18 protein-coding genes and 1 pseudogene are annotated in these 22,538 nt (G+C 69.7%); 8 read left to right on the top strand and 11 right to left on the bottom strand.

The window, feature by feature from the left end:
- Positions 1 to 24: 24 nt before the first annotated feature.
- Together ybeY and FHT38_RS24850 are read right to left on the bottom strand one after the other, a co-directional pair.
- Positions 25 to 471, bottom strand: coding sequence for an rRNA maturation RNase YbeY (ybeY, locus tag FHT38_RS24855; protein WP_091731224.1), 447 nt, complete (start codon positions 469 to 471; stop codon positions 25 to 27).
- Positions 472 to 779: 308 nt separating this feature from the next.
- Positions 780 to 1,754 (bottom strand): annotated as a pseudogene (locus FHT38_RS24850) (PhoH family protein); the annotation flags it as partial.
- Positions 1,755 to 1,846: 92 nt separating this feature from the next.
- On the opposite strand from FHT38_RS24850, the gene FHT38_RS25705 reads away from it, so the two are divergent.
- The 4 genes from FHT38_RS25705 to ruvB all read left to right on the top strand — a co-directional run bounded on the left by FHT38_RS25705 (position 1,847) and on the right by ruvB (position 5,911).
- Entirely contained in the window at positions 1,847 to 3,325 is a 1,479-nt protein-coding gene (locus FHT38_RS25705) for an ATP-binding protein (protein WP_310737427.1), read from the top strand.
- Positions 3,326 to 3,484: 159 nt separating this feature from the next.
- Positions 3,485 to 4,138, top strand: coding sequence for a response regulator transcription factor (locus FHT38_RS24840; RefSeq protein WP_091731221.1), 654 nt, complete (start codon positions 3,485 to 3,487; stop codon positions 4,136 to 4,138).
- A 110-nt stretch (positions 4,139 to 4,248) separates the two neighbouring features.
- Positions 4,249 to 4,818, top strand: a complete 570-nt coding sequence (gene ruvA, locus FHT38_RS24835) for a Holliday junction branch migration protein RuvA (protein WP_091731218.1) — start codon at positions 4,249 to 4,251, stop codon at positions 4,816 to 4,818.
- A 28-nt stretch (positions 4,819 to 4,846) separates the two neighbouring features.
- Positions 4,847 to 5,911 (top strand): Holliday junction branch migration DNA helicase RuvB, encoded by a 1,065-nt coding sequence (gene ruvB, locus FHT38_RS24830; RefSeq protein ID WP_091731215.1) that lies wholly within the window; start codon positions 4,847 to 4,849, stop codon positions 5,909 to 5,911.
- A gap of 111 nt (positions 5,912 to 6,022) precedes the next feature.
- Here the strand turns inward: ruvB and FHT38_RS24825 are convergent, their stop codons facing one another.
- From FHT38_RS24825 to FHT38_RS24800, 6 genes are all read right to left on the bottom strand, one after another.
- The gene (locus FHT38_RS24825; protein ID WP_183493548.1) at positions 6,023 to 6,967 is read right to left on the bottom strand and encodes a porin; all 945 of its coding nucleotides are present in this window, start codon (positions 6,965 to 6,967) and stop codon (positions 6,023 to 6,025) included.
- 125 nt (positions 6,968 to 7,092) lie between these two features.
- Complete coding sequence (locus tag FHT38_RS24820) at positions 7,093 to 8,169, bottom strand: sterol desaturase family protein (RefSeq protein ID WP_183493547.1); 1,077 nt, start codon at positions 8,167 to 8,169, stop codon at positions 7,093 to 7,095.
- Positions 8,170 to 8,262: 93 nt separating this feature from the next.
- Positions 8,263 to 8,940: a histidine phosphatase family protein gene (locus tag FHT38_RS24815; protein WP_310737426.1), complete on the bottom strand. Its 678-nt coding sequence runs from the start codon at positions 8,938 to 8,940 to the stop codon at positions 8,263 to 8,265.
- 1 nt (position 8,941) lies between these two features.
- Positions 8,942 to 9,265 carry a DUF1840 domain-containing protein gene (locus FHT38_RS24810; protein ID WP_183493546.1) on the bottom strand — a complete coding sequence of 108 codons (324 nt, stop codon included), beginning with the start codon at positions 9,263 to 9,265 and terminating at the stop codon, positions 8,942 to 8,944.
- Positions 9,266 to 9,370: 105 nt separating this feature from the next.
- Positions 9,371 to 11,533 (bottom strand): bifunctional diguanylate cyclase/phosphodiesterase, encoded by a 2,163-nt coding sequence (locus FHT38_RS24805; protein WP_183493545.1) that lies wholly within the window; start codon positions 11,531 to 11,533, stop codon positions 9,371 to 9,373.
- Positions 11,530 to 12,822 carry an HD-GYP domain-containing protein gene (locus FHT38_RS24800; protein ID WP_091731197.1) on the bottom strand — a complete coding sequence of 431 codons (1,293 nt, stop codon included), beginning with the start codon at positions 12,820 to 12,822 and terminating at the stop codon, positions 11,530 to 11,532. The genes FHT38_RS24805 and FHT38_RS24800 overlap by 4 nt, the downstream gene beginning before the upstream one ends.
- 198 nt (positions 12,823 to 13,020) lie before the next feature.
- Between FHT38_RS24800 and pcaF the strand changes: the two genes are divergently transcribed.
- Together pcaF and FHT38_RS24790 are read left to right on the top strand one after the other, a co-directional pair.
- Positions 13,021 to 14,220 carry a 3-oxoadipyl-CoA thiolase gene (gene pcaF / locus FHT38_RS24795; protein WP_183493544.1) on the top strand — a complete coding sequence of 400 codons (1,200 nt, stop codon included), beginning with the start codon at positions 13,021 to 13,023 and terminating at the stop codon, positions 14,218 to 14,220.
- A 591-nt stretch (positions 14,221 to 14,811) separates the two neighbouring features.
- Positions 14,812 to 15,648 (top strand): IclR family transcriptional regulator C-terminal domain-containing protein, encoded by an 837-nt coding sequence (locus tag FHT38_RS24790; protein WP_091731190.1) that lies wholly within the window; start codon positions 14,812 to 14,814, stop codon positions 15,646 to 15,648.
- An 85-nt stretch (positions 15,649 to 15,733) separates the two neighbouring features.
- On the opposite strand, the gene FHT38_RS24785 is transcribed toward FHT38_RS24790, so the two are convergent.
- The 3 genes from FHT38_RS24785 to FHT38_RS24775 form a co-directional block, all read right to left on the bottom strand.
- Complete coding sequence (locus tag FHT38_RS24785) at positions 15,734 to 17,257, bottom strand: 3-hydroxyacyl-CoA dehydrogenase (protein ID WP_183493543.1); 1,524 nt, start codon at positions 17,255 to 17,257, stop codon at positions 15,734 to 15,736.
- Between the two features lie 132 nt (positions 17,258 to 17,389).
- Positions 17,390 to 18,184: an enoyl-CoA hydratase-related protein gene (locus FHT38_RS24780; RefSeq protein WP_147239802.1), complete on the bottom strand. Its 795-nt coding sequence runs from the start codon at positions 18,182 to 18,184 to the stop codon at positions 17,390 to 17,392.
- Positions 18,185 to 18,384: 200 nt separating this feature from the next.
- Positions 18,385 to 19,263 (bottom strand): LysR family transcriptional regulator, encoded by an 879-nt coding sequence (locus FHT38_RS24775; protein WP_183493542.1) that lies wholly within the window; start codon positions 19,261 to 19,263, stop codon positions 18,385 to 18,387.
- A gap of 137 nt (positions 19,264 to 19,400) precedes the next feature.
- Here FHT38_RS24775 and FHT38_RS24770 point away from each other — a divergent pair, with 137 nt between their 5' ends.
- Together FHT38_RS24770 and FHT38_RS24765 are read left to right on the top strand one after the other, a co-directional pair.
- Positions 19,401 to 20,378 carry a DMT family transporter gene (locus FHT38_RS24770; RefSeq protein ID WP_183493541.1) on the top strand — a complete coding sequence of 326 codons (978 nt, stop codon included), beginning with the start codon at positions 19,401 to 19,403 and terminating at the stop codon, positions 20,376 to 20,378.
- 135 nt (positions 20,379 to 20,513) lie between these two features.
- Positions 20,514 to 22,535, top strand: coding sequence for a M13 family metallopeptidase (locus tag FHT38_RS24765; protein ID WP_183493540.1), 2,022 nt, complete (start codon positions 20,514 to 20,516; stop codon positions 22,533 to 22,535).
- Positions 22,536 to 22,538: the final 3 nt, after the last annotated feature.

Raw genomic sequence — 22,538 nt, 5'->3', positions numbered from 1 at the left:
GGCGCCGGCCGCGGCGCGCCCGCCTCAGCGCTTCGCGTAGGGATCGGCGAAACCCAGACCGAGCATGATCTCGGTCTCGCGCGCTTCCATGCACTCGGCCTCGTCGTCTTCCTCGTGGTCGTAGCCCTGCGCGTGCAGCGTGCCGTGGACCAGCATGTGCGCGTAATGCGCGGCGAGGTCCAGGCCCATTTCCTTGGCCTCGCGCTCGACGACCTCGGCGCAGATCACCAGGTCCGCGGCGACCACCGGCTCGTGCGTGTAGTCGAAGGTCAGCACGTTGGTCGCGTAGTCCTTCGAGCGGTACTCGCGGTTGAGCGCCTGTCCTTCCTCCGCGTCGACGATGCGCACCGTGATCTCGCCCGGCAGCTCGAGCGCCGCGCGCATCCAGCGGATGACCTTGTGCCGCGGCAACTGCGCCTTGTGGCGCGGATCGGCGAATTGCAGCGACAGGCTCAGTTCGGGACGGCTCATCGGGCGACTCCCTTGCGAGCCGGCTTCGCGGCGGATGTCTTCACCGCCGGTGTCTTCGCCGCCGGCTTCTTCGGCGCAGGCTTCTTGATGGCGGGCTTCTTCACGGCAGGCGCCTTGGCGACAGCCTTCGTGGCGGCCGCCGGCCTTGCCGCCGGCTTCCTCGCAGCAGGCTTCGCAGGCGCAGGCGTCGGCGCGGCTGCGTCGTCAAAGCGGGCCGCCGATGCTTCGCGCAGCTGGATGGCGCGCAGCCGGCGCTCCTCGCGCTCCTCGGCGAAGCGGGCTTCGCGCTCCTGCTGCTCGCGGGCTTCCTCGCGCGCCGCCACTTCGTCCCGGTCCTCGTAGGCCTGGACGATGCGCGCCACCAGCGGATGGCGCACCACATCGGTCCGGTTGAAGCGCGTGATCGCGATACCGTCCACGCCGTCCAGCACCTGCTCGGCATCGACCAGCCCGCTGTGCATGCCGCGCGGCAGGTCGATCTGGCTGGTGTCGCCGGTCACCACGCACTTGCTGCCGAAGCCGATGCGGGTCAGGAACATCTTCATCTGCTCGGGCGTGGTGTTCTGGGCCTCGTCGAGGATGACGAACGCATGGTTCAGCGTGCGTCCCCGCATGAAGGCCAGCGGCGCGATCTCGAGCTGGCCCTTCTCGAAGGCCTTGGTGACGCGGTCGAAACCCATCAGGTCATAGAGCGCGTCGTACAGCGGGCGCAGGTAGGGATCGACCTTCTGGGTCAGGTCGCCGGGCAGGAAACCCAGCCGCTCGCCGGCCTCCACGGCCGGACGCGTCAGGATGATGCGCTGCACCGTCGAACGCTCGAGCGCGTCCACCGCGCAAGCCACCGCCAGGAAGGTCTTGCCGGTGCCCGCCGGGCCGATGCCGAAGCTGATGTCATGCGACAGGATCCGGCGCAGGTAGTGATGCTGGTTGGCCGTGCGTCCGGCCAGGTCGGCGCGGCGCGTGCGCAGCACCACGTTGTCCTCGTCGTCCGGCGTGGCCGGGCCGGACCGGGCCGGCGCGCCCACGTCGTTGGCCGCCTCGACGATCGCCAGCCGCAACGTCTCGCCGGGAATGGCCCGGTCGGCCCGCGCGTAGAGCGCCTCCATCAAGGCCAGCGTGCGCTGCGCCGCGGCGCGTTCGCCCTCGATGTTGAAGTGCTCGGCGCGATGGGTGATCCGCACGGACAGGGCCGCCTCGATCTGGCGGAGGTGCTCGTCCAGCGGGCCGCACAGGTGCGACAGGCGCCGGTTGTCGGCGGGGGTGAAGGCGTGGCGCAGGTTCAAGGCGGAGGAAGCTCCGTATTCAGGGGGGTTGAGGGCGGTATTGTCGCGCGTCGATGTGCCACGCGCGTGCCGCGCCTGCACAATCGCGCCCCATGCACCGGACCACAGAACAACACGGGGAGGCCGCCGGCCGCAACTCGGCCGCGGCGGCACCGGGCGCCGCGAGGCAGTTCGCCGCCGGCACCGCGGCCGCCATGACCCTGGCGGTGCCGGTCTGCCTCGCCCAGGTGGCGGGCGCCGCGGCCGCCGGTGGCGACGGCATCTCCTCCTGGTCCTTCGCGACGCTCTGGAGCAAGCTCGCGCCGCAGCTGGCTTACGGCCTGCAGTCCGCGCTGGTGTTGATGGCCTTCGCGCTGGGCCTGCTGATCTGGCAGCGCCGCGCCCAGCGCCACATCGCCTGGCTGCTCGCGCTGATGCCGGGCTGGGTGGTCATGGTCGGCCTGTCGCCGCTGTCCTCCTGGCAGACGGCGATCGCGGTGGTCCTGGCGCCGTGGCTGCTCTGGTGCGCGGTCCATTACCTGATGCGTCGCACGCGGCGCCGCGACCGGCGCCTGCATCGCCTGCTGCTGGCGCAGGCCCTGCTCTTCCCTGCCGCCCTGCTGCTGCCGGTGCCGACTTCGCGCGTGGCCGGCTTCGCGCTGTGGTGGCTGGGTGCCCAGTTGCTGGTGACCATGGGATGGCATCTCTGGCAGCTGTGGCAGGACATGTTCCTGCCGACGCTCGAGGAGCGCTACCCGCGCTTCGACTTCGTCCTGAGCTGCGTGCTGATCGGCTTCGGCGCGCTGGCGGTGCTGTCGGCATGGTTCCTGCCGGGCAGCGGGCTGGCCGGCATCCTCGGCCCGCTGTCGCTGCTGGGCCTGGGCCTGCATCGCGTGCGCGAGTTCGCCCGCGCGCTGACGCAGGCCGAGCTCGCCGTGCTGCAGGGGGAGCTGCGCCTACAGGAACGCATCGCGGAACTGGAGCGCCATTTCGACCAGGTCGCCGAGGCCAAGCTGGAGCAGGTCACCGAGCGCGAGCGCAAGCGCATCGCCGCCGACCTGCACGACGACCTCGGCGCCAAGCTGCTCACCATCGTCCACACCAGCGAGTCGGACCGCATCTCGACGCTGGCGCGCGAGGCGCTCGAGGAAATGCGGCTGTCGGTGCGCGGCCTGACCGGCAAGCCGGTCCAGCTGCTGGACGCGCTCGGCGACTGGCGCGCCGAGGTGGTGTCCCGCCTGGCCCAGGCCAACATCCTGGCGGAATGGAAATCGCCGGCCGAGGACATCGAGCACACCTTCCCCGCGCGCGCCTACGTGCAGACCACGCGCATCCTGCGCGAATCGGTCAGCAACATCATCAAGCACAGCGGCGCGACGCACTGCGTGATCAGCTGCTCGGCCCAGGACGGCTACTTCTCGGTGGTGATCCAGGACAACGGCCAGGGCATCCCGCTCGAGCTGGAAGGTCGCCTGGACAAGGGACACGGCATGGCCAGCATGAAGGCACGCGCCAAGCAGATGCATGGCCAGTGCCTGGTCGAATCCGGCCCCGGCTGGGGCACGGTGATCCGGCTGACCATCCCGCTTTGAGGCGCGCCGGCTGCAAAGCCGCCCGCGGCGTGATCCATTGCCGACGACGCCACACTCCGGCGCCGATCCGGATGGTCAGCCCGCCGAGAAAGCCGTACCGTTGCAAACACCCGCCAGGCAGGCTGCCGGCGCCTCATTCCTGAGCAAGAATCCCGCGCCATGAACCACATCCTGCTGCTCGAAGACATTCCCGAAATCCGCGCCTGGCTCAAGGTCCTGGTGAAACAGGTCTTCGCCAACGCGGTGGTCACCGAATGCTCGCGGGTGCAGGACGCGCTGCAGCAGGTCAGCACGCAGCGTTTCACGCTGGCGCTGCTGGACCTGGGCCTGCCCGACGGCTCCGGCGTGGACGTGATCTCGGCGCTGCGCGAGAAACAGCCGGAGGTCCAGTCGGTCATCGTCACCATCCACGACGACGACGAGCACCTCTTCCCCGCGCTGCAGGCTGGCGCCTTCGGCTACCTGCTCAAGGAACAGTCGCGCGAGCTGCTGGTCGAGCAGCTGCAGCGCATCAGCCAGGGCGAGCCGCCGCTGTCGCCGTCGATCGCGCGCAAGGTCATCGCCTACTTCACCTCGCAGCGCCGGCCGCAGGCGGCGCAGGTGCTGCACGAGGTCTCGCTGACCGACCGCGAAACCGAGGTGCTGCTGCGCGTGGCCAAGGGCTTCACGCTGCCGGAGATCGGCGTGCAGCTGGGCCTGTCGCGCCACACGATCGCGGACTACGTCAAGCAGATCTATCGCAAGCTCAACGTGAGCTCGCGCGCCGAGGCGGCTCTCGAAGCGCAGCGCCTGGGCCTGTTCGGCCGCAATTGAGCGCCGCACCGGCCGCGCGCCGGGCGGGGTTCTCAGGCCTCGGGAAAATACTGGACAAACATCCAGCGAAACGCCCGCCGGGCGCCGCCGAACGCGGATAATCCGCGCCCATGATCGGCAAGCTCACCGGCGTCATCGCGGAAAAGTCGCCCCCGCAGGTTCTCATCGACGTGCAAGGCGTCGGCTACGAAGTCGACGTGCCGATGAGCACCTTCTTCAACCTGCCGAACCTGGGCGAGCGCGCCACGCTGTTGACGCACCTCAGCATCCGCGAGGACGCCCATGTGCTGTTCGGCTTCCTCACCGCCGAGGAACGCGCCACCTTCCGCCTGCTGATCAAGATCAGCGGCGTGGGGCCGAAGATGGCGCTGTCGCTGCTGTCGGGCATGTCGGTCGGCGACCTGGCGCAGGCGGTGTCGCGCCAGGAGGCCGGGCGCCTGGTCAAGGTGCCGGGCATCGGCAAGAAGACCGCCGAGCGGCTGCTGCTGGAACTCAAGGGCAAGCTCAGCCCCGACCTGTCGCAGCCGGTGGCGATCGCGAACGACGCGCAGGCGGACATCCTGCAGGCGCTGGTGGCCCTGGGCTACAGCGAAAAGGAAGCCGGCGCCGCGCTCAAGACGCTGCCGGCGGACGTCGGCGTCAGCGACGGCATCAAGCTGGCGATGAAGCACCTGTCATGATCGGCCCCCAGCCGCCCCGTCCCTCGCCATGAGCATCCAGACCGACGACTTCACCCCCGCGCCGCAGCAGGCCCGCCTGATCAGCGCCCATCCCGCCTCGCCCAACGAGGACGCGATCGAGCGTGCGCTGCGGCCCAAGCTGCTCGATGAATACGTCGGCCAGGCCAAGGCGCGGGAGCAACTGGAGATCTTCATCGGCGCCGCCAAGAAGCGGCGCGAGGCGCTCGACCATGTGCTGCTGTTCGGGCCCCCCGGCCTGGGCAAGACCACGCTGAGCCACATCGTCGCCGCGGAGCTGGGCGTGAACCTGCGCCAGACCAGCGGGCCGGTGCTGGAGAAACCCAAGGACCTGGCGGCCATCCTGACCAACCTCGAGCGCAACGACGTGCTCTTCATCGACGAGATCCACCGGCTGTCGCCGGTCGTCGAGGAAATCCTGTACCCGGCGCTGGAGGACTACCAGATCGACATCATGATCGGCGAGGGCCCGGCGGCCCGCTCGATCAAGCTGGACCTGCAGCCCTTCACGCTGGTCGGGGCCACGACGCGCGCCGGCATGCTGACCAACCCGCTGCGCGATCGCTTCGGCATCGTGGCGCGGCTGGAGTTCTACACCGCCGACGAGCTGCAGCGCATCGTGACGCGCTCGGCCTCGCTGCTCGGCGCGGCGATCGAGCCGGCCGGGGCGCTGGAGGTGGCGCGGCGCTCGCGGGGCACGCCGCGGATCGCCAACCGGCTGCTGCGCCGCGTGCGCGACTATGCCGAGGTCAAGAGCGACGGCACCATCACCCGCACGATCGCGGAAAAGGCGCTGGCGATGCTGGACGTCGATCCGCTGGGCTTCGACCTGATGGACCGCAAGCTGCTGGAAGCGGTGGTGCACCGCTTCGACGGCGGCCCGGTGGGACTGGACAACGTCGCCGCCGCCATCGGCGAGGAGCCCGGCACCATCGAGGACGTCATCGAGCCCTATCTGATCCAGCAAGGCTTCCTGCAGCGCACGCCGCGGGGACGGATCGCGACGCTGGCGGCCTATCGTCACCTCGGCGTGGCGCCGCCCAAGCAGGCGGGGCAGCTGTTCGACCTCGAGTAATCGAATCAGGGGACCGGACAAGGGACGCGGCGGCGAGCGCCGCGCCACCGAACGACGGCAGCAATGAAAAAGGCGCTCCGAAGAGCGCCTTTGTCGTTCCTGATCCGGGGATCAGAAGTTGTGACGAATGCCCAGAGCGAACGAGTTCAGGTCGTCGGCCTTGTTCGCGGTGGTGGCGTCCACGGCGGTGTAGAAGGCGTAGAGCTTGGTGCGCTTGCTCAGGTTGTAGTTGTAGGCCAGCGTGTACTGCTTGCCGCCGTTGCGACCGCTGTTGAACGAGGAGCCACCGGCCTTGGTGCCACCGACGTTCAGGTGGAATTCCGACTGGCCCATCGTGTACATCACGGCGGCACGGCCGATCCAGCGCGTGTCCTTGCCCAGCGAGCGCGAGTCGTCTTCACGCTGCGCGTAGCCGCCGAAGGTGAAGGCGCCCAGTTCGTACAGGCCGCGGATGGCCCACTGGTTGGCGTCGCCCTGCTTGCTGTAGCCGGCGCCCAGGTGCAGCGGGCCCTGGTCGTAGTTCAGCGCCACGTCGTAGCCGCGCGGATCGACGCCTTCACCGGCGTGCAGCGCGAACTCGGCGTTGAAGCCGCTGATGTTCGGGGTGAAGTAGCCGACCTTGTTGGTCTGCGTGAAGCCGGCGCCCGAGTACAGCTTGTCTTCCGACGTGCCGGTGTCGTGGTTGTGCATCGACACGTAGTCGGCGGTGGCGTAGTAGGAGCCCGGGGTCCAGCGGCCCAGACGGACGGCGCCGAAGTCGCCGGACAGCTGCACGCTGGCTTCACGGTTCCAGAACGCCGAGTTGGTCTGGCGGCCGTCGTCCGAGTTCAGGCCGTGCTCCAGGGCGAAACTGGCCTTCAGTCCGCCACCCAGGTCTTCCGTACCCTTGAAGCCCAGACGGGAGTTGTTGTTGATCACCGAGGCAACGCGGTCGCGGTTGCCGGTCTTGATGCTTTCCACCGAGGTGTTGATGCGGCCCCAGAGCGTGACGGAGCTTTGCGCGAACACCGGTGCGGAGAGAGCCGCGATGGCCGCAGCGATTGCAATCTTCTTCATATCCACCTTCATCAGTTGGAGGTTTCAGCCGGTCTGGCTCAATGGCGGTACTGCAAGGTGTGCGGAGTATAGAAGTGCGTTGCACGCACCCATAACACTCGACGCGAAATTGCAACAGTTCCCCGTTAGGGGTGGGATCCAGGCGGCAAAGGTGTAAGCAGACGGGCCGTCAGCACCTGTCCGGCCAGCAGTCCGACCAGCACGGCAAGCTGCCCCGCAGCCCCGAGCCGGTGGGCGTTCCAGAGGAACAGTGCCACCGCGCCGAGCATCAACAGGAACATCGCCGCGGCCGCCCACGCGCGCGAGGGCGCGACCGCCGGGTCGAAGAGCGCCCGCGCCCGGGGGTCGTAGCCGGGCGCTATGCGAGCACCGAGGCCGGGCTCCCAATGCGCCGGCTCCCACCAGAGCCGCAGCTTGTCCCGCCAGCGCGGCGTGCGTCGCATCTTGCCGATCAGCCGGGCGTAGACCTGGACGTTCGCCGTCCAGGGATTCCAGCTCCGCAGCGCGTCACGGGTGCCGTAGACGCAGGGCTCACGGTCCAGTTCTTCCTGGAAGCTGCCGAACAAGCGGTCCCAGATCACCAGGATTCCGCCGTAGTTGCGATCGAGATAGGGGTCGTTGACGGCGTGATGCACGCGATGGTTCGACGGGGAGCAGAACCAGCGGTCGAACCAGCCCAGCTTGCCGATCTGCTGGGTGTGCACCCAGAACTGGTACAGCAGGTCGACCAGGGCGACCACGGCGTAGACCAGCGGCGGGAAACCCAGGATCGCCATCGGCATGTAGAAGATCCATCCGACCAGCCAGCCGCTGCCGGTCTGGCGCAGCGCGGTGGACAGGTTGTAGTCCTCGCTCTGGTGATGCACCGCATGGGCCGCCCACAGCAGCGCCGTGGTGTGGCCGAGCCGGTGATGCCAGTAATAGAGGAAGTCGTAGAACAGCAGCCCCAGCAGCCAGACCCACCAGGCCCCCGCGTCCAGCCGCGCCAGCGCCGCATGCTCGAAGACCCAGGTGTAGATGCCCAGCGTGAAGAGCTTGGTCAGCACGCCCACGACCTGGCTGAGCATGCCCAGCGCGATGCTGCTGATCGCGTCGTTGAGCCGGTAGGTGTTGCGGCCGCGGCGCAGGCCGATCCAGTACTCCAGCCCGATCAGGGCGAAGAACACCGGCGTGGCCAGCACGATGATCTGTGCGTCGGTCATGTGTCTCCTCGATGAGCGCTCGATGCGGCGCTTCTGTCGATGTCGCGGCCACGGTCCGACGCCTGAGGCGTCCGGTCGCCGCGGTCCGCAGGCTCAGGCCTTGGCCGTCTGCGGCGCGGTGGGCATGAATCCGGGTACGCCGGGATCGTCCAGCGCCAGGCCGTGCAGGTGATGGTCGTCGTTCCAGCCCACCAGGCTGAAGCCTTGCGGCGAATGCAGCAGCCGGTTGATGCTGGCATTGCCCAGGACCCAGCTGCGCGGCGCCTGCAGGTCGATGCGGGTCGCGGCGCGATAGAGGCAGTCCAGGACGCCGCCGTGCGCGACGATGGCGATCGTCTGCCCGGCGTGCGCCGTGGCCAGTTCGGACACCACCGCGATGCAGCGCGCATAGAGCGCGGTCAGGCTCTCGCCGCCGGACGGCTCGAAGTCCGGATCGCGGCGGCGCCAACGCAGCGCGTCCTCGGGAAACGCGGCCTCGACCTCGGTCCAGAGCTTGCCTTCATGGACGCCGAACGCCCGCTCGCGCAGGCGCGTGTCGTGGCGGACTTCCAACCCATGCGGCGCCGCGACATGCCGGGCGGTCACCGCGGCCCGGGCGAGGTCGCTGGCGTAGACCGCGTCGATCGCGTGCTCGGCCAGCGCGGCGCCGAGCCGCTCGGCCTGGCGCATCCCCATCGCGTTCAACGGCAGGTCGAGGTGGCCTTGCAGCCGGCCTTCGCGGTTCCACGCGGTCTCGCCGTGCCGGATCGCCAGGATCTGGGTCGATTCCACCTCAGACGCCCCAGACCACATCGGCATTGGCGGATTGCGCGACGCGCAGCAGCTCCAGCAGCGGCCACAGCCGCTGACGCAGCATCACCTCCGGCTTGGGCGGCGCCTTGCGGCCCTCGGCCTGCGCCTCCTGCGCGGCGCGGTCCAGCGCCTGCTGTTCCTCGGCGATGGCCGCCTCGCCGCGCGCGATCAGCGCCGGCAGGTCCCCGGCCTGGAAGATGCCCTGCGCCGCGGGCTCGCGTCCCAGCGCCTTCAGCGCCTGATCGCCATGGGCCGCCAGCATGATGACGTCGGCGCCCGCCTTCGACTTGAACTTGTACAGCACGCTTGTCTCCCGGCCGTCGACGGCGGCCACCGGCGCATTGTGCCGTCGTCGTTGGAACGCCAGTGGAGAGGTCTCCCGATCCGCACCCGCGCGCGGCCGTCCGCGTCAGGCGCCGCGCAGCAGGTGCACCGACGCGCGCGCCGGACGCAGCACCGCGGTCTGCGCGCGCGCCGCCTGCCCGGCCTGTGCCTGCGCGGCGATCTGGGCGTGGCGCTCTTCGAAGGCCCGCGTCTCCAGCGCCGGCGCGCACAGGAAGCCCTGGTACTCGTGGCATCCGCAGCGGGCGAGGAAGTCGCGCTGCGCCTCGGTCTCCACGCCCTCGGCGATGACCTGCAGGTTCAGCGCGCGGCCCATCTGCACGATGGCGTTGACGATGCCGGCGTCGCTGGCGTCGCCCGGCAGGCCCTTGACGAAGCTGCGGTCGATCTTGAGCCGCTGGATCGGGAAGCGCTTCAGGTAGCCGAGGCTGGAATACCCGGTGCCGAAGTCGTCGATCGCCATCAGCACGTCGAGCTCCGACAGCGCCTGCATGCGATGCAGCGCCTCGTCCGCGTCGCGCAGCAGCACGGATTCGGTCAGTTCCAGTTCCAGCAGCGACGGCGGCAGGTCATAGGCGCGCAGCGCCTGGGCGACCTGCTCGACGAACTGCGTCTGCTGGAACTGCAGCGCCGACACGTTGACCGCCACCGGCACGCGCAGGCCTTTCTCCAGCCATGCCGCCGCCTGCGCCACCGCCTGCTGCAGCACCCATTGGCCGATCGCGACGATGAAGCCGCTCTCCTCGGCGACCGGAATGAACTCGGATGGCGGCACGTCGCCGCGCAGCGGGTCGCGCCAGCGGATCAGCGCCTCCGCGCCGATCAGCTCGCCGGTCTCGAGCGACACCTGCGGCTGGAAGTGCAGCCGGAACTCGTGTTCCTGCAGCGCCTGGCGCATCGCATGGTCCAGCCGCATGCGCGACAGCAGGTCCACGTCCTTGCGCGGCTGGTGGAAGCGGAACGCGCTGCGGCCGCTTTCCTTGACCCAGTGCATCGCGCGTTCGGCGCTGGCGAGCAGTTCCTCGGCGCTGGCGCCGTCGCCCGGGAACAGCGCGATGCCGGTGCTGCAGGTGACGGTGAAGCTCAGGGTGTCGAAGCAGAAGGGGCGCGACATCGCCTCCTGAACGCGACGGGCCGCGTGCTCCGCGCCGCGGGCGTCGGCCTGATGGATCAGCAGCGCGAACTCGTCGCCGTCCAGGCGGGCGACCGTGTCGACCTCGCGCAGCGACTCCTTCAGACGCAGCGCGACTTCCTTGAGCACGCGGTCGCCATAGGCGTGGCCCAGCGTGTCGTTGATCTGCTTGAAGCGGTCCAGGTCGACGTTGAGCAGCGCGAAGGGGGTCGTCTCGCGCCGCGCCATGGCCTGCGCGTAGTCGACGCGCTCCATCAGCGCGCGCCGGTTGGGCAGGCCGGTGAGCATGTCGTTGTGGGACAGCTCCTCGATGCGCTGGTGCGCCGCGAGCTTCTCACTCAGGTCGCGGAACGAGTAGACGCGGCCGATCGGCCGGCCGCGGCTCCACTGCGGCAGCGACACGCGCTCCAGCACGCGGCCGTCGATCAGCTTGAGGTTGTCGCTGGTATGCAGCAGCGGCGATTCCTGGATCGCGCCCAGGCGCATCGCGTAGGCGGCGCCGTCGACGACGCTGCGACGCATCCAGGCCTGCACGGCCTCGTCGTTGCGGTCGTTGAGCAGGTCCTCGGGAATGCCCCACAGCGACGCCAGCCGCTGGTTGAAGCTGCGGATGCGGCCCGCCAGGTCAGTCACCAGGATGCCGTCGGCGGTCGATTCCAGCGTCGCGCGCAGTTCGGCGAGCAGCGTCTCCCGCTCCTCGTCATGCTGGCGCTGCTGGGTCTGGTCGCGCATGGCGACCAGCCACAGCCCGTCGCCCTGTGGCTGCGCCACGTGGCTGATGCGACGCGAGACCCACAGCATGCGTCCATCGGCGTGGCGCATCATCGTGTCGGTGTGCAGGCTCTCGCGGCGACCGATGGCGGCGTCCATCCAGAACAGCGCATCCTCCGGCGTCGAGGCCAGCGACTCGACGCTCGCGCCGACCAGATCCTTCGACGCCATGCCGAGCAGCTGCTGCGACGCCGCATTCACCGCGACCACGCAATGGGTGCGCGCATCGACGAGCCACACCGCTTCCTGCAGGCCGTCGATCAACGGCAGGAAAGCGGTGTTGAACGCGGCGGGCGCTGCGACCGGCGATCGGGCGGGGAAGTTCACGCGGCCATCTCCCCGGGCGGCATGGGCTGCGCGCCGGCCGACTCGAAGAAATAGGCGATGCGGCTGCGAGGGCTGAGGTAGTCCAGCGACGCCCGCGGCAGCTGCTGCGGCTTGACGCTGCGGCGGATGCCGAGGTCGGGCAGCTCTTCCAGGTTCAGGACCAGGGCTTCTTCGCGCGGCACCTTGGCGTCATGGACCATGACCCGGGGCTTGAGCGGCCGCGAGGAGTTCACCGCCACGACCAGCGCATAGCGGTCGTCGGTCAGCTGCACGACGGAGCCCGGCGGGTACACCCCCATCATGCGGATGAAGGCATTGAGCATCGTGGCGTCGAAACGGCTGCGCCCCTGCGCGAACATCAGCGAGAGCGCCTCGTGCGGCGTCATCGCCTTGGAGCTGAGCAGCGGATTGCACAGCCCGTCGAAGCGGTTGACCAGCGCCACGATGCGGGCGCCGATGCTCATGCGGTCGGCGTTCAGGCGCTGCGGGAAGCCGCTGCCGTCGGCGTGTTCATGGTGCTGGGCGATGATCAGCAGCGGGCCGGCGCCCACCCCCATCTTCTGGCCCACCATCACGCCCTTGGCGACGTGCTGCTGGTACGCGGCGACCTCGGCGGCGGTGAAGCTGTCGTCGCGATGGCGGAAGCGGGGCGTCAGCTCCATCTTGCCGATGTCGTGCAGCAGCGCGCCCTGGCCGAGGTCCAGCATCTCGTCGCGCCCCAGGCCGAAGGCCCGGCCCAGCAGCATCGCGATCACCGCGACGTTCAGCGCATGCGCGGTGCCGCGGTCGCCGGCACCCTCGTTGAGCAGGCGGATGTTGATGTCGCCCTCGACCAGCATCTTGTCCAGCAGCGCGCGGGACAGCGCGGCGGACCGGTCGCGGGCGTCGGTCGGCTCGCGCGGCACCAGGTCGATCAGGTCGCGCAGGGCGGTGGCCGCCTCGGCGTACTGGCGCTCGCACAGCAGCAGCGCCTCGCGCTGCTCGGCCAGCAGCCGACGATGACGCTCGCGGGCATCGTCCTCAGCGTCGTGAGCGGCCTCGGCGACCACGGCCGGAGCGGCGGCCGTCGGCGGCATCGGCGTGGCTTCCAGCGGGAGCTCGCTCTTGCCCGGGCTCCAGCGCACCTGCTTCAGGCCCAGCCGGCGCAGGATCAGCAACTGCTCCTCCGAACTCAGCTTGAAGCTGCTGAGCGGGAAGGGATGCGACATCCAGCCGAGGTCGAGATGAATGAACATCCCCACTTTCAGCTGGTTCACATCGATGAGCGGATCGGCCGATCTGTCCTTCATTCTTGTAGTTCCGCGCCCGGTTCAGACGCCCTCGTCAGCAGCTTCGGCTGCCCAGGGCCGCAACTTAAATGAAAAGCGCGTCCATCGCGCGGCGCCGCGCATGATCCCGGACTGTGCGTGCAACTTGTCACGGGTTTTTCCTGAGGACCCCTATGATCCCGCGCAGCCCGCATTCTCATAAATATTCAGGAGACTTTCATGCATGCCTTTGTTTGCGATGCGCAGCGCACCCCTTTCGGGCGGTACGGCGGCGCCCTGTCGGCGGTCCGGGCGGATGACCTGGGCGCGGTGCCCATCCAGGCCTTGATGGCCCGCCATGCGGGGCTGGACTGGGAGGCGCTCGACGACGTGTTCTACGGTTGCGCCAACCAGGCCGGCGAGGACAACCGCAACGTGGCGCGGATGTCGGCGCTGCTCGCCGGCCTGCCGATCGCGGTGCCGGGCGTGACGCTGAACCGCCTGTGCGGCTCCGGCATGGATGCCGTCGGCACCGCGGCCCGGGCGATCCGCGCGGGCGAGGCGCAGCTGCTGATCGCCGGCGGCGTCGAGAGCATGAGCCGCGCACCGTTCGTGATGCCCAAGGCGGAAAGCGCCTTCTCGCGGGCGAATGCGATCTACGACACCACCATCGGCTGGCGCTTCGTCAATCCGAAGATGAAGGCCCAGTACGGCGTCGACGCGATGCCGGAGACGGCGGAGAACGTCGCCGTCGATTTCGGCATCGAGCGCGAGGCGCAGGACCGCATGGCGCTGGCCAGCCAGACCAAGGCGCTGGCCGCGCAGCGCAGCGGATTCTTCGACGCCGAGATCTGCCCGGTGACGATCCCCCAGAAGAAGGGCGAGGCGGTGGTCGTCCGCCAGGACGAGCATCCGCGCGAGACCAGCCTGGAGGCGCTGGCCAAGCTGAAAGGCGTCGTCCGACCGGACAGTAGCGTGACCGCTGGTAACGCGTCGGGCGTCAATGACGGCAGCTGCGCGCTGCTGATGGCCAGCGAGGCGGCGATCGCCCGGCACGGCCTGACCCCGCGCGCGCGGGTGCTCGGCATGGCCACCGCCGGTGTGGCGCCGCGCATCATGGGCATCGGCCCGGCGCCGGCGGCGCGCAAGGTGCTGGCGCAGGTCGGCCTGACACTTGAGCAGATGGACGTCATCGAACTGAACGAGGCCTTCGCGGCGCAGGGCCTGGCGGTGCTGCGCGACCTGGGCCTTCGCGACGACGATCCGCGCGTCAACCCCAATGGCGGCGCGATCGCGCTGGGCCACCCGCTCGGCGCCAGCGGCGCCCGGCTGGTCATGACGGCGATCAACCAGTTGCATCGTTCGAATGGTCGTTATGCGCTGTGCACGATGTGCATCGGCGTCGGCCAGGGCATCGCGGTCGTCGTCGAACGCGTCTGAGCCTCTCCGCTTCGGCCCGGCGCCTGAGCGCGGGCCCAGGCGCCAATCAACGGCCGCTCCGGATCGATACGGGGCGGCCGTTTTCAATAGTCAGACGATTGACTTCGCCGCCCTCGGTTGTCTGACCTCTTTTTGGTGCATCCAACCCCGCCAAGAGCGGCCTTGTGCGGCGTTTCGCCCATATCCAAAAGTTGGGGGCGCTAAAGAAATAGTCATGGGCGCCCGTAGGACCACGCAGGCGCCAATCGCACATCGCGTGGGATACTGACCGAGTTTGATGGCGCATACCGCTCATATATGTAGGGCGGCATCGTCACAGGCATGATGTCTGACTATTGACGGCTTGCTTAGCGACGCTCCGATCGCGATTCCGCGCACCTTTTCCCCGCTGACCGCCCGACCACACCGCTTCCCGCAGGCGGTGGGGCGCTGTGCGCAGCAAATGCACCAAAGTAATGCATTGAAGTGCGAATAGCGGAACAAAACAATTGCCCTGGCAAACATTCTTCACAGGGTTGTCCCTATAGTTTTGGACATCACCTGCTTACGCCCAGCAGATTTGGGCGTCAAACGCACGACCACCTCCCCACCATGTCCGCTGCTCGAGCCCACGATGAAGACCTGACCGCCATTCCGGTGGTCGCCCCCTCCCCCGAAGCTGAAGTCCGCACCGGTCCGCTGAAACGCGACCTGGTCGCCGGCCTGGAGAAAGGCCTGGCCGTGATCGAAGCCTTCGATCAGGAACGTCCCCGCCTGACCATCAGCGAGGTCGCCGGCCGCACCGGCCTGACCCGCGCGGCCGCCCGCCGCTACCTGCTGACGCTGACCCACCTGGGTTTCGTCTCGCAGGACCGCAAGATGTTCGCGCTGACCCCCAAGGTGCTGCGCCTGGGCCAGAGCTACATGCACTCCGCCCGCCTGCCCCGCATCATCGAGCCCGAGTTGCACAAGCTGGCCTATGCGATGAAGGAAGCCTCCTCGGCCGGCGTGCTGGACGGCAACGACGTGATCTGCATCTCGGCGACGAGCGCGGGCCGCGTGGTCTCGCCGACGCTGCAGCCGGGCACCCGCGTGCCGGCCTACTGCACCGGCAACGGCCGCGTGCTGCTGGCGGCGCAGCCGCAGGCGGAAGTCGATGCCTTCATCGCCCGCCAGGAACTGACCGCGCTGACCCCGCACACGATCACGCACCCGGAGCGTCTGCGCATCGAGATCGCCCGCGCCCGCGCCCAGGGCTACGCGCTGATCGACCAGGAGCTGGAGCAAGGCCTGCGCTCGGTGGCCGTGCCGCTGAAGAACTACAAGGGCGACACCGTCGCCGCGATGGCCATCAGCGTCCACGCGACCCGCATGAGCATGGAGCAGATGGTCGAGCACTGCCTGCCCCCGCTGCTGCAGGCGCAAGCGCATCTGCGCATGCTGCTCTGAGGCCGTTGCGGCTCAACGAAGAAGCGCCCCGAGGGGCGCTTTTTGCTTGTGCGACCGCGAGCACCGCGGGCCGCAAGAACCGCGTTCAGGCCCAGAGACGCTGGCGCAGCAGCGGGCTGATCCGGTACCGCTCGCTGCGATAGGCCTCGAAGAGCCCCGCGAGCGCATCGACCACGAGCGGCGCACCCAGTTGCGCGAGCCACTCGAAGGGCCCGGCGGGATAGTTCACGCCCAGCTTCATCGCGGTGTCCGCGCCGGCCTCGTCGCAGACGCCCTGCCAGACGGCATCGGCGCCCTCGTTGATCAGCATCGCGATCGTGCGGGCGACGGCCAGGCCCGGCACGTCGCGCAGCACCAGCGGCTCCCAGCCGAGGCGCCGCAGCAGCGTCTCGGCATGGGTCTGCTGGACGTTGTCCACGCGCGGCCCGAAGGCGATCGCCATCCCCTCGATCCGATCGGGCGCGAGCGGCCAATCGATCACCGCGAGGCCGGGTTGGCTGCGCTCCCGCGCGAGCTGTGCGGCGCAGCGTCCGCGCGTGAAATGCAGCTGGACGCCTTCGACCGCGACGCCTTGCCAGTCAGCCGTCTCGTCGCGCTCGAACGCGAGGCCTCGGGTGCCCATCCAGCCGCCCAGCAGCTCCACCAGTGGGCCGCGACCCGACAAGGTCACCGCGCCGACGTCGCCATCGATCACCGCGACGGGCGCGGCGTTCTCGGGCGTGCCCTCGTAGAAGCCCTTCCCCGCCTTGCGCCCGAGGCGGCCGCCATCGACGAGCGCCTTCTGCACCAGCGAAGGCTGATAGCGCTTGTCGCCGAAGTTGGCCTCGAAGACCGACTGCGTGACCAGGTAGTTGGTGTCGTGGCCGATCAAGTCCATCAGCTCGCAAGGCCCCATGCGGAAGCCGGCGCCGCGCAGCGCCCGATCCAGTTGGGCCGGGCTGCCGGCCTGCTCCTGCAGCAGTTGCAGCGTCTCTGCGTAATACGGGCGCGCGATGCGGTTGACGATGAAGCCGGGCGTCGACTTCGCATGCACCGGCGTCTTGCCCCAGCGGCGCGACAGCGCCTCGATGGCCTGCGCGGCGGAGGCGTCCGTCTCCGCGCCCCAGACGACCTCGACCAGCTTCATCAGCGGCACCGGGTTGAAGAAGTGCATGCCGACGAGCCGGCGCGGATTCGCCATGCCGTTGGCCAGCGCGGTGATGCTGATCGACGAGGTGTTGGACGCGATCAGCGCATCGGGCGGCAGCAGCGCGTCGAGTTCGCGCAGCAGCGCCTGCTTGGGTTCGAGCTTCTCGACGATCACCTCGATGACGAGCGCGGCGTCCGCCAGCTCCGCGGTCGAGGCCGCCGGCGACAGGCGCGCCAGCACCGCGTCGCGCGCATCGCGTTCCATGCGGTCCTTCGCCACCAGGCCATCGAGCGCCTTGCCGATCTGCGCGATCGCCGCCGCGGCGGCGCCTTCGCGCAGGTCCATCAGCCGGACCGGATGGCCCGCCTGCGCCGCCACCTGCGCGATGCCCGCGCCCATCACGCCGGCGCCGATCACCGCCACCGGTGCCTGCGCCGCATCGGCGCTCGCGATGCGCCAGGTTCCCGTCGATGCCGTCATTGCTGTCTCCATCATCTGTTTCGAATCTTGTGCGCGTGGCCGCTGCGCGTCAGTCCCGCGGGCGTCAGCGCCGGGGCACCCGAGGCCGGACCCCGAATGCTGGCCGCGCGCATCCGGCGATCGATCCTGAGGTCAGGACGCCGCGTCGGTCTTCGGCACCCAGGCTGCGGGGCGCTTGCCCAGGAAGGCCGCGAAGCCTTCCTTGGCTTCGGCCCCCATGCGCACGCGGGCGATGGTCTGCGCGGTGAGTTCACGCACCTCGCCGTCCACCGGCCCCACGTCGAGTTGCGCGAACAGCGCCTTGATCTCGGCCTGCGCCTGCGGGCCGTTCATCAACAGCTCCGCGACCCAGCGCTCGACGGCCGCGTCGAGCCCGCCGGCGGCATCGCTCTCCACGACCTCGTGCAGCAGGCCGATGCGCAGCGCCTCGGCGGCGGGAATGCGGCTGGCGGTGAGCGCGAGCCGGCGCGCCTCGCGCGGGCCCACGGCATTGACCACGTAGGGGCCGATGACCGACGGCAGGATGCCGAAGCGCGCCTCGCTGACCGCGAACTGCGCGCCCGCCGCGGCGACGGCGATGTCGCAGGCGAGGGTCAGGCCCACGCCGCCGCCCAGCGCCACGCCGTGGACCTTGGCGATCGTCGGCTTGGGGCAGCGCGCGATGCGGTCCAGCATGGCGGCGAAGCGGCGCGCGTCCTCGACGTTCCAGTCCTGCGTCGCTTCCGACGCTCGCTTCATCCACTGGAGGTCGGCGCCGGCGCTGAAGGCCTTGCCGGCGCCTTCGAGCACGACGATCCGCACGGCGGGGTCCCGGCCCAGGCGGTCGAAAGCGGCATCGAGGTCCGCGATCATGGCCTCGTCGAAGGCGTTGAACACCTCGGGCCGGTTCATCGTCACGCGCGTCACGCCGCGCGCATCGGTCGCCATCTGCAGGGTTTCCACGTGCGAGTCTCCTTGTGATCGGCGGAGTATCGCAGCCCGACCGGTCGGTCGAAAAAGCCCCTCACGTCCACCCGGACCCGGACCCGGACCCGGACCCGGACTCGGACCCGCCGAGCCGAGCCGTGCCGCGGGAGCGCCCCGGTGGGCCTCAGAAGAATGGCGACGCGTCGAGCGCCACGGCGGGATCAGTCCTGCCAGACCTCGTGCACCAGCTCGCGCAGCGCCTGCAGCGCGTGGTCCTCGGCCTGTTCCTGCTGGAGCCAGCACAGCCAGGTCTCGTCCTGCCAATGCGGCCAGATGCGCAGCTCGCCGGCGTCGACCGCCGCCTGCGCCTGGTCCTTGCGCAGCACCGCGGCGCCCAGTCCGCTGGCGACCATGCCGCGCACGGCGGCCTCGGTCTCCGCCATCAGGCTGTGCGGCGGCTCGCGGCCGGCGCTCTGGAACAGCCGCTCGGCCGCCGGACGCAGGCCGCAGTCGGGCGGCGTGCCGATCCAGGGCAGCGACAGCAGCGCCTCCCGCGACACCGGCCACTCCCGGTCGGCGAAGCGGCGCGGCACCGCCACGGCCAGTTCCATCCGGCGCAGGCGCTCGACCACCAGCCCGTCGGCCACCTCGCCGTCGTAGAGCACGTAAGCGCAGTCGACCTCGCCGCGGCGCAGCGCCTGCACGCTGTGCAGCGACAGGCGCTGCATCAGCTGCAACCCGATGCCGGGATGGCGCTCCGCCAGCTTCACCAGCACCTCGCCCAGGCGCAGCGCCAGCGGGTCGGTGACCGTGCCCATGCGCAGCCGCCCCTGCACCTCGCCACGGATCTGCGCGGCGGCCTGGCGCAGGCGCTGCGCCGCGTCGAGCGTGCGGCGCGCCTCCTCGGCCAGCTTCTCGCCCGCAGCCGTCAGCGTCATGCCGCGCGAACTGCGCTCGAACAGCTGCACGCCCAGCTCCTCCTCCAGCGCCTTGATCTGCGCGCTGACGGCGGGCACGCTGGTGAACACCTTCTCCGCGGCGCGGGTCAGGTTCCGTTCGGCCACGACGGCCAGAAAGCTCTTCAGCTGGTACAGCTCCATGGGGCGGAATTGTGACCAGCCGCCGGGCCGGCGGCGTTCGGATTCTTCAAACGCCTGTTCCAAACAAGCGCATGGACCGCGCGCGGGGCGGCGCCCAGACTGCCCTCCCATCGCAGTTGCCAAGAAGGCCGGTCGCCATGACGCCCACTTCCCCTCCCATTGCCGCCACCGTCGCGATGCTGTTCGCGGCGATCTCCTGGGGCAGCCTGTTCCTCGTCGGCAAGCCGGTGCTGGGACGGTTGGACCCGGTCTGGTTCACCGCGGTCCGCTACCTGCTGGCCGGCGTCGGCATGACGCTGCTGGTGATGCGCTTCGGCCAGCGCCCCTGGGACAAGCTGAGGACGCACTGGGTCACGCTCACCGGCCACGGCGTGCTGGGCTACGGCTTCTTCGGCGTGCTGGTGCTGGAGGGCCTGAAGCTGTCCCTGCCCTCGCACGGCGCGGTGCTGATGGCCACGATGCCGATGACGACGATCCTGCTGCGCTGGCTGCTGGACGGCCACCGGCCGGGCCTGGGCGTGGCCGGCGCGGCGGTGCTGGCGCTGGGCGGCGTGGTGATGGTGTCGGGCGTGCTCGGCCGCGGCGATGGTCCGCCCCACATGCTGCTGGGCGACGCGCTGACGCTGCTGGGCACGATCGGCTGGGTGCTCTACACCCGCGGCGCGGCCCGGCTCCCCACGCTGAGCCCGCTCGAATACACCGGCCTGACCGCGATCGCGGCGCTGCCGTGGCAACTGCTCTTCGCCGTCGCCATGACGGCCGGTGGCTGGGTCAACGCGCCCACCTGGCAGGACCTGACGCCGGTCGCGCCGCACCTGCTCTACATCGCCGCGGTGCCCACTGTCGCCGCGGTCGTGGCCTTCAACTTCGGCGTGCGGCAACTCGGCGCGTCGCGCGGCACGCTGTTCCTCAATGGCGTCCCGGTGTCGGCGCTGCTGATGAGCGTCGCGCTCGGCCAGCATCCGGCGGCGCAGGAGTGGATCGGCGCGGCGCTGGTGATCGCGGCGCTGACCCTGAGCACGCGCGCTCCCGCGCCGGCCGCGCGCCCCTCGCCTCAAGAGGGCGTGAAGACGCGGGCGGCGACCGGTGCCGACAGGCGGTGTCCAGCCACTTGAAGGGCCTGCCGGCAAGCTGGAAAGCCCCGGTGCGACGGCCGCCACAAGCGGCCTCATGGCTTTTGTCACGGGTCTGCCTTGTGGCATAGGCTTCCGGCTCCGACGGGCCCGGCCCGCACTCCAGATCTGCTTGCGATGAAGAACGTCCTCCGCCTCACCACCCTCGCCCTGCTGATGCAGCTGGGCGGCCTCGCGATGGCGGCGCAGCCGCAATCGGGCCTCGACCTGAAGGGCTACGACAAGACCGTGCGTCCCCAGGACGACCTGTTCCGCGCCGCCAACGGCCATTGGCTGTCGACCACCGAGATCCCCGCGGACAAGGCCTCCTACGGCGCCTTCCACCTGCTGGCGGACCTCTCCGACAAGCGTGCCCGCGCCATCATCGAGGACCTGTCGAAGAAGAAGGCCCAGGGCGGCAGCGTCGAGCAGAAGATCGGCGACTACTACGCCGCCTACATGAACACCGCGGCGATCGACAAGGCTGGCCTGGCCCCGATCAAGCCGCTGCTGGACAGCATCGCCGCGATCCAGACGCGCACGCAGCTCGCGACCTGGCTGGGCGCGCAGACCGGTGTCCTCGACACCCCGGTGCCGCTGGGCATCGAGGCCGACTACCAGGACCCCACCATCAACCGCCTGCAGACCTGGCAGGGCGGCCTGGGCCTGCCCGACCGCGACTACTACCTCAAGAAGGACGACGAGCGCCTGGCCAAGGCCCGCGCCGCCTACGTCGACTACCTGCAGACGCTGGCCAAGGCCGCCGGCATCGCCGATCCGGCCGGCAGCGCGCAGCGGGTGCTGGCGCTCGAGGAGCGGCTGGCCGAGGTGCAGTGGGACAAGGTCTCGCTGCGCGATCCGCAGAAGACCTACAACCCGATGACGCCGGCCGAGCTGGCGCAGAAGGCGCCGGGCTTCGACTGGAACGCCTTCTTCACCGGGGCCTCCCTGCCGGGCCTGGACAAGCTGTCCGCGTCGCAGCCGAGCTACCTCACCGGCGCGGCCAAGCTCCTGGGCGAGGCTCCGCTGGAGGACCTCAAGCTCTACCTCAGCTTCCGAGCCATCGACGCCAATGCGCCGACGCTGCCCAAGGTCTACCGCGACGCCCACTTCCAGTTCCACGGCGCGGCGCTGACCGGCGCGAAGAGCCCGCTGCCGCGCTGGCAGCAGGCGGTGGGCAACGTCAACGGCGCGCTCGGCGAGGCGGTCGGCGAGGTCTACGTCAAGCGCTACTTCCCGGCCGCCGACAAGGCCCGGATGCTGCAGCTGGTCAACAACCTGCTGGCCTCCTACAAGGAGTCCATCGACAAGCTCAGCTGGATGACGCCCGCCACCAAGGCGCAAGCCCAGGACAAGCTGTCCAAGTACATGGTCAAGATCGGCTACCCCGATGTCTGGCGCGACTACGGCGCGCTGGAGGTCAAGGCTGGCGACCCGGTGGGCAACAACCTGCGCGCGGCCACCTTCGAGTGGAAGCGCCAAGCCGCCAAGGCCAGCAAGCCGGTCGATCGCCGCGAGTGGCTGATGACGCCGCAGACGGTCAACGCCTACTACAACCCGACCCTCAACGAGATCGTCTTCCCCGCCGCCATCCTGCAGCCGCCCTTCTACAACACGAAGGCCGACGACGCGGTGAACTACGGCGCGATCGGCGCGGTCATCGGGCATGAGATCAGCCACGGCTTCGACGACCAGGGCAGCCAGTTCGATGGCGACGGCAAGCTGCGCAACTGGTGGACCGACGACGACCGCAAGGCCTTCGACGCCATCGGCGCCAAGCTGGTCGCGCAGTACGAGGGTTACGAGCCGATCCCGGGCAAGCACCTCAACGGCAAGCTGACGCTGGGCGAGAACATCGCCGACCTCTCGGGCCTGCAGATCGCCTACAAGGCCTACCTGCGCTCACTGGGCGGCAAGCCGGCGCCGGTGATCGACGGCTACACCGGCGAGCAGCGCTTCTTCATGGGCTGGTCGCAGGCCTGGCGAGAGAAGGCGCGCGAAGAGCGCAAGCTGCAGCTGCTGACCATCGACCCGCACTCGCCGCCGGAGTTCCGGGCCAACGGCGCCGCCGTCAACCACGACGGCTTCCACGAGGCCTTCAAGACCAAGCCGGGCGACAAGATGTTCAAGCCCAGCGAGGACCGCATCCGGATCTGGTAACCC

Source organism: Mitsuaria sp. BK041 (genome assembly GCF_014193085.1).
GTDB lineage: Bacteria > Pseudomonadota > Gammaproteobacteria > Burkholderiales > Burkholderiaceae_C > Roseateles.
This window is presented reverse-complemented; position numbering and strand designations above follow the sequence as displayed.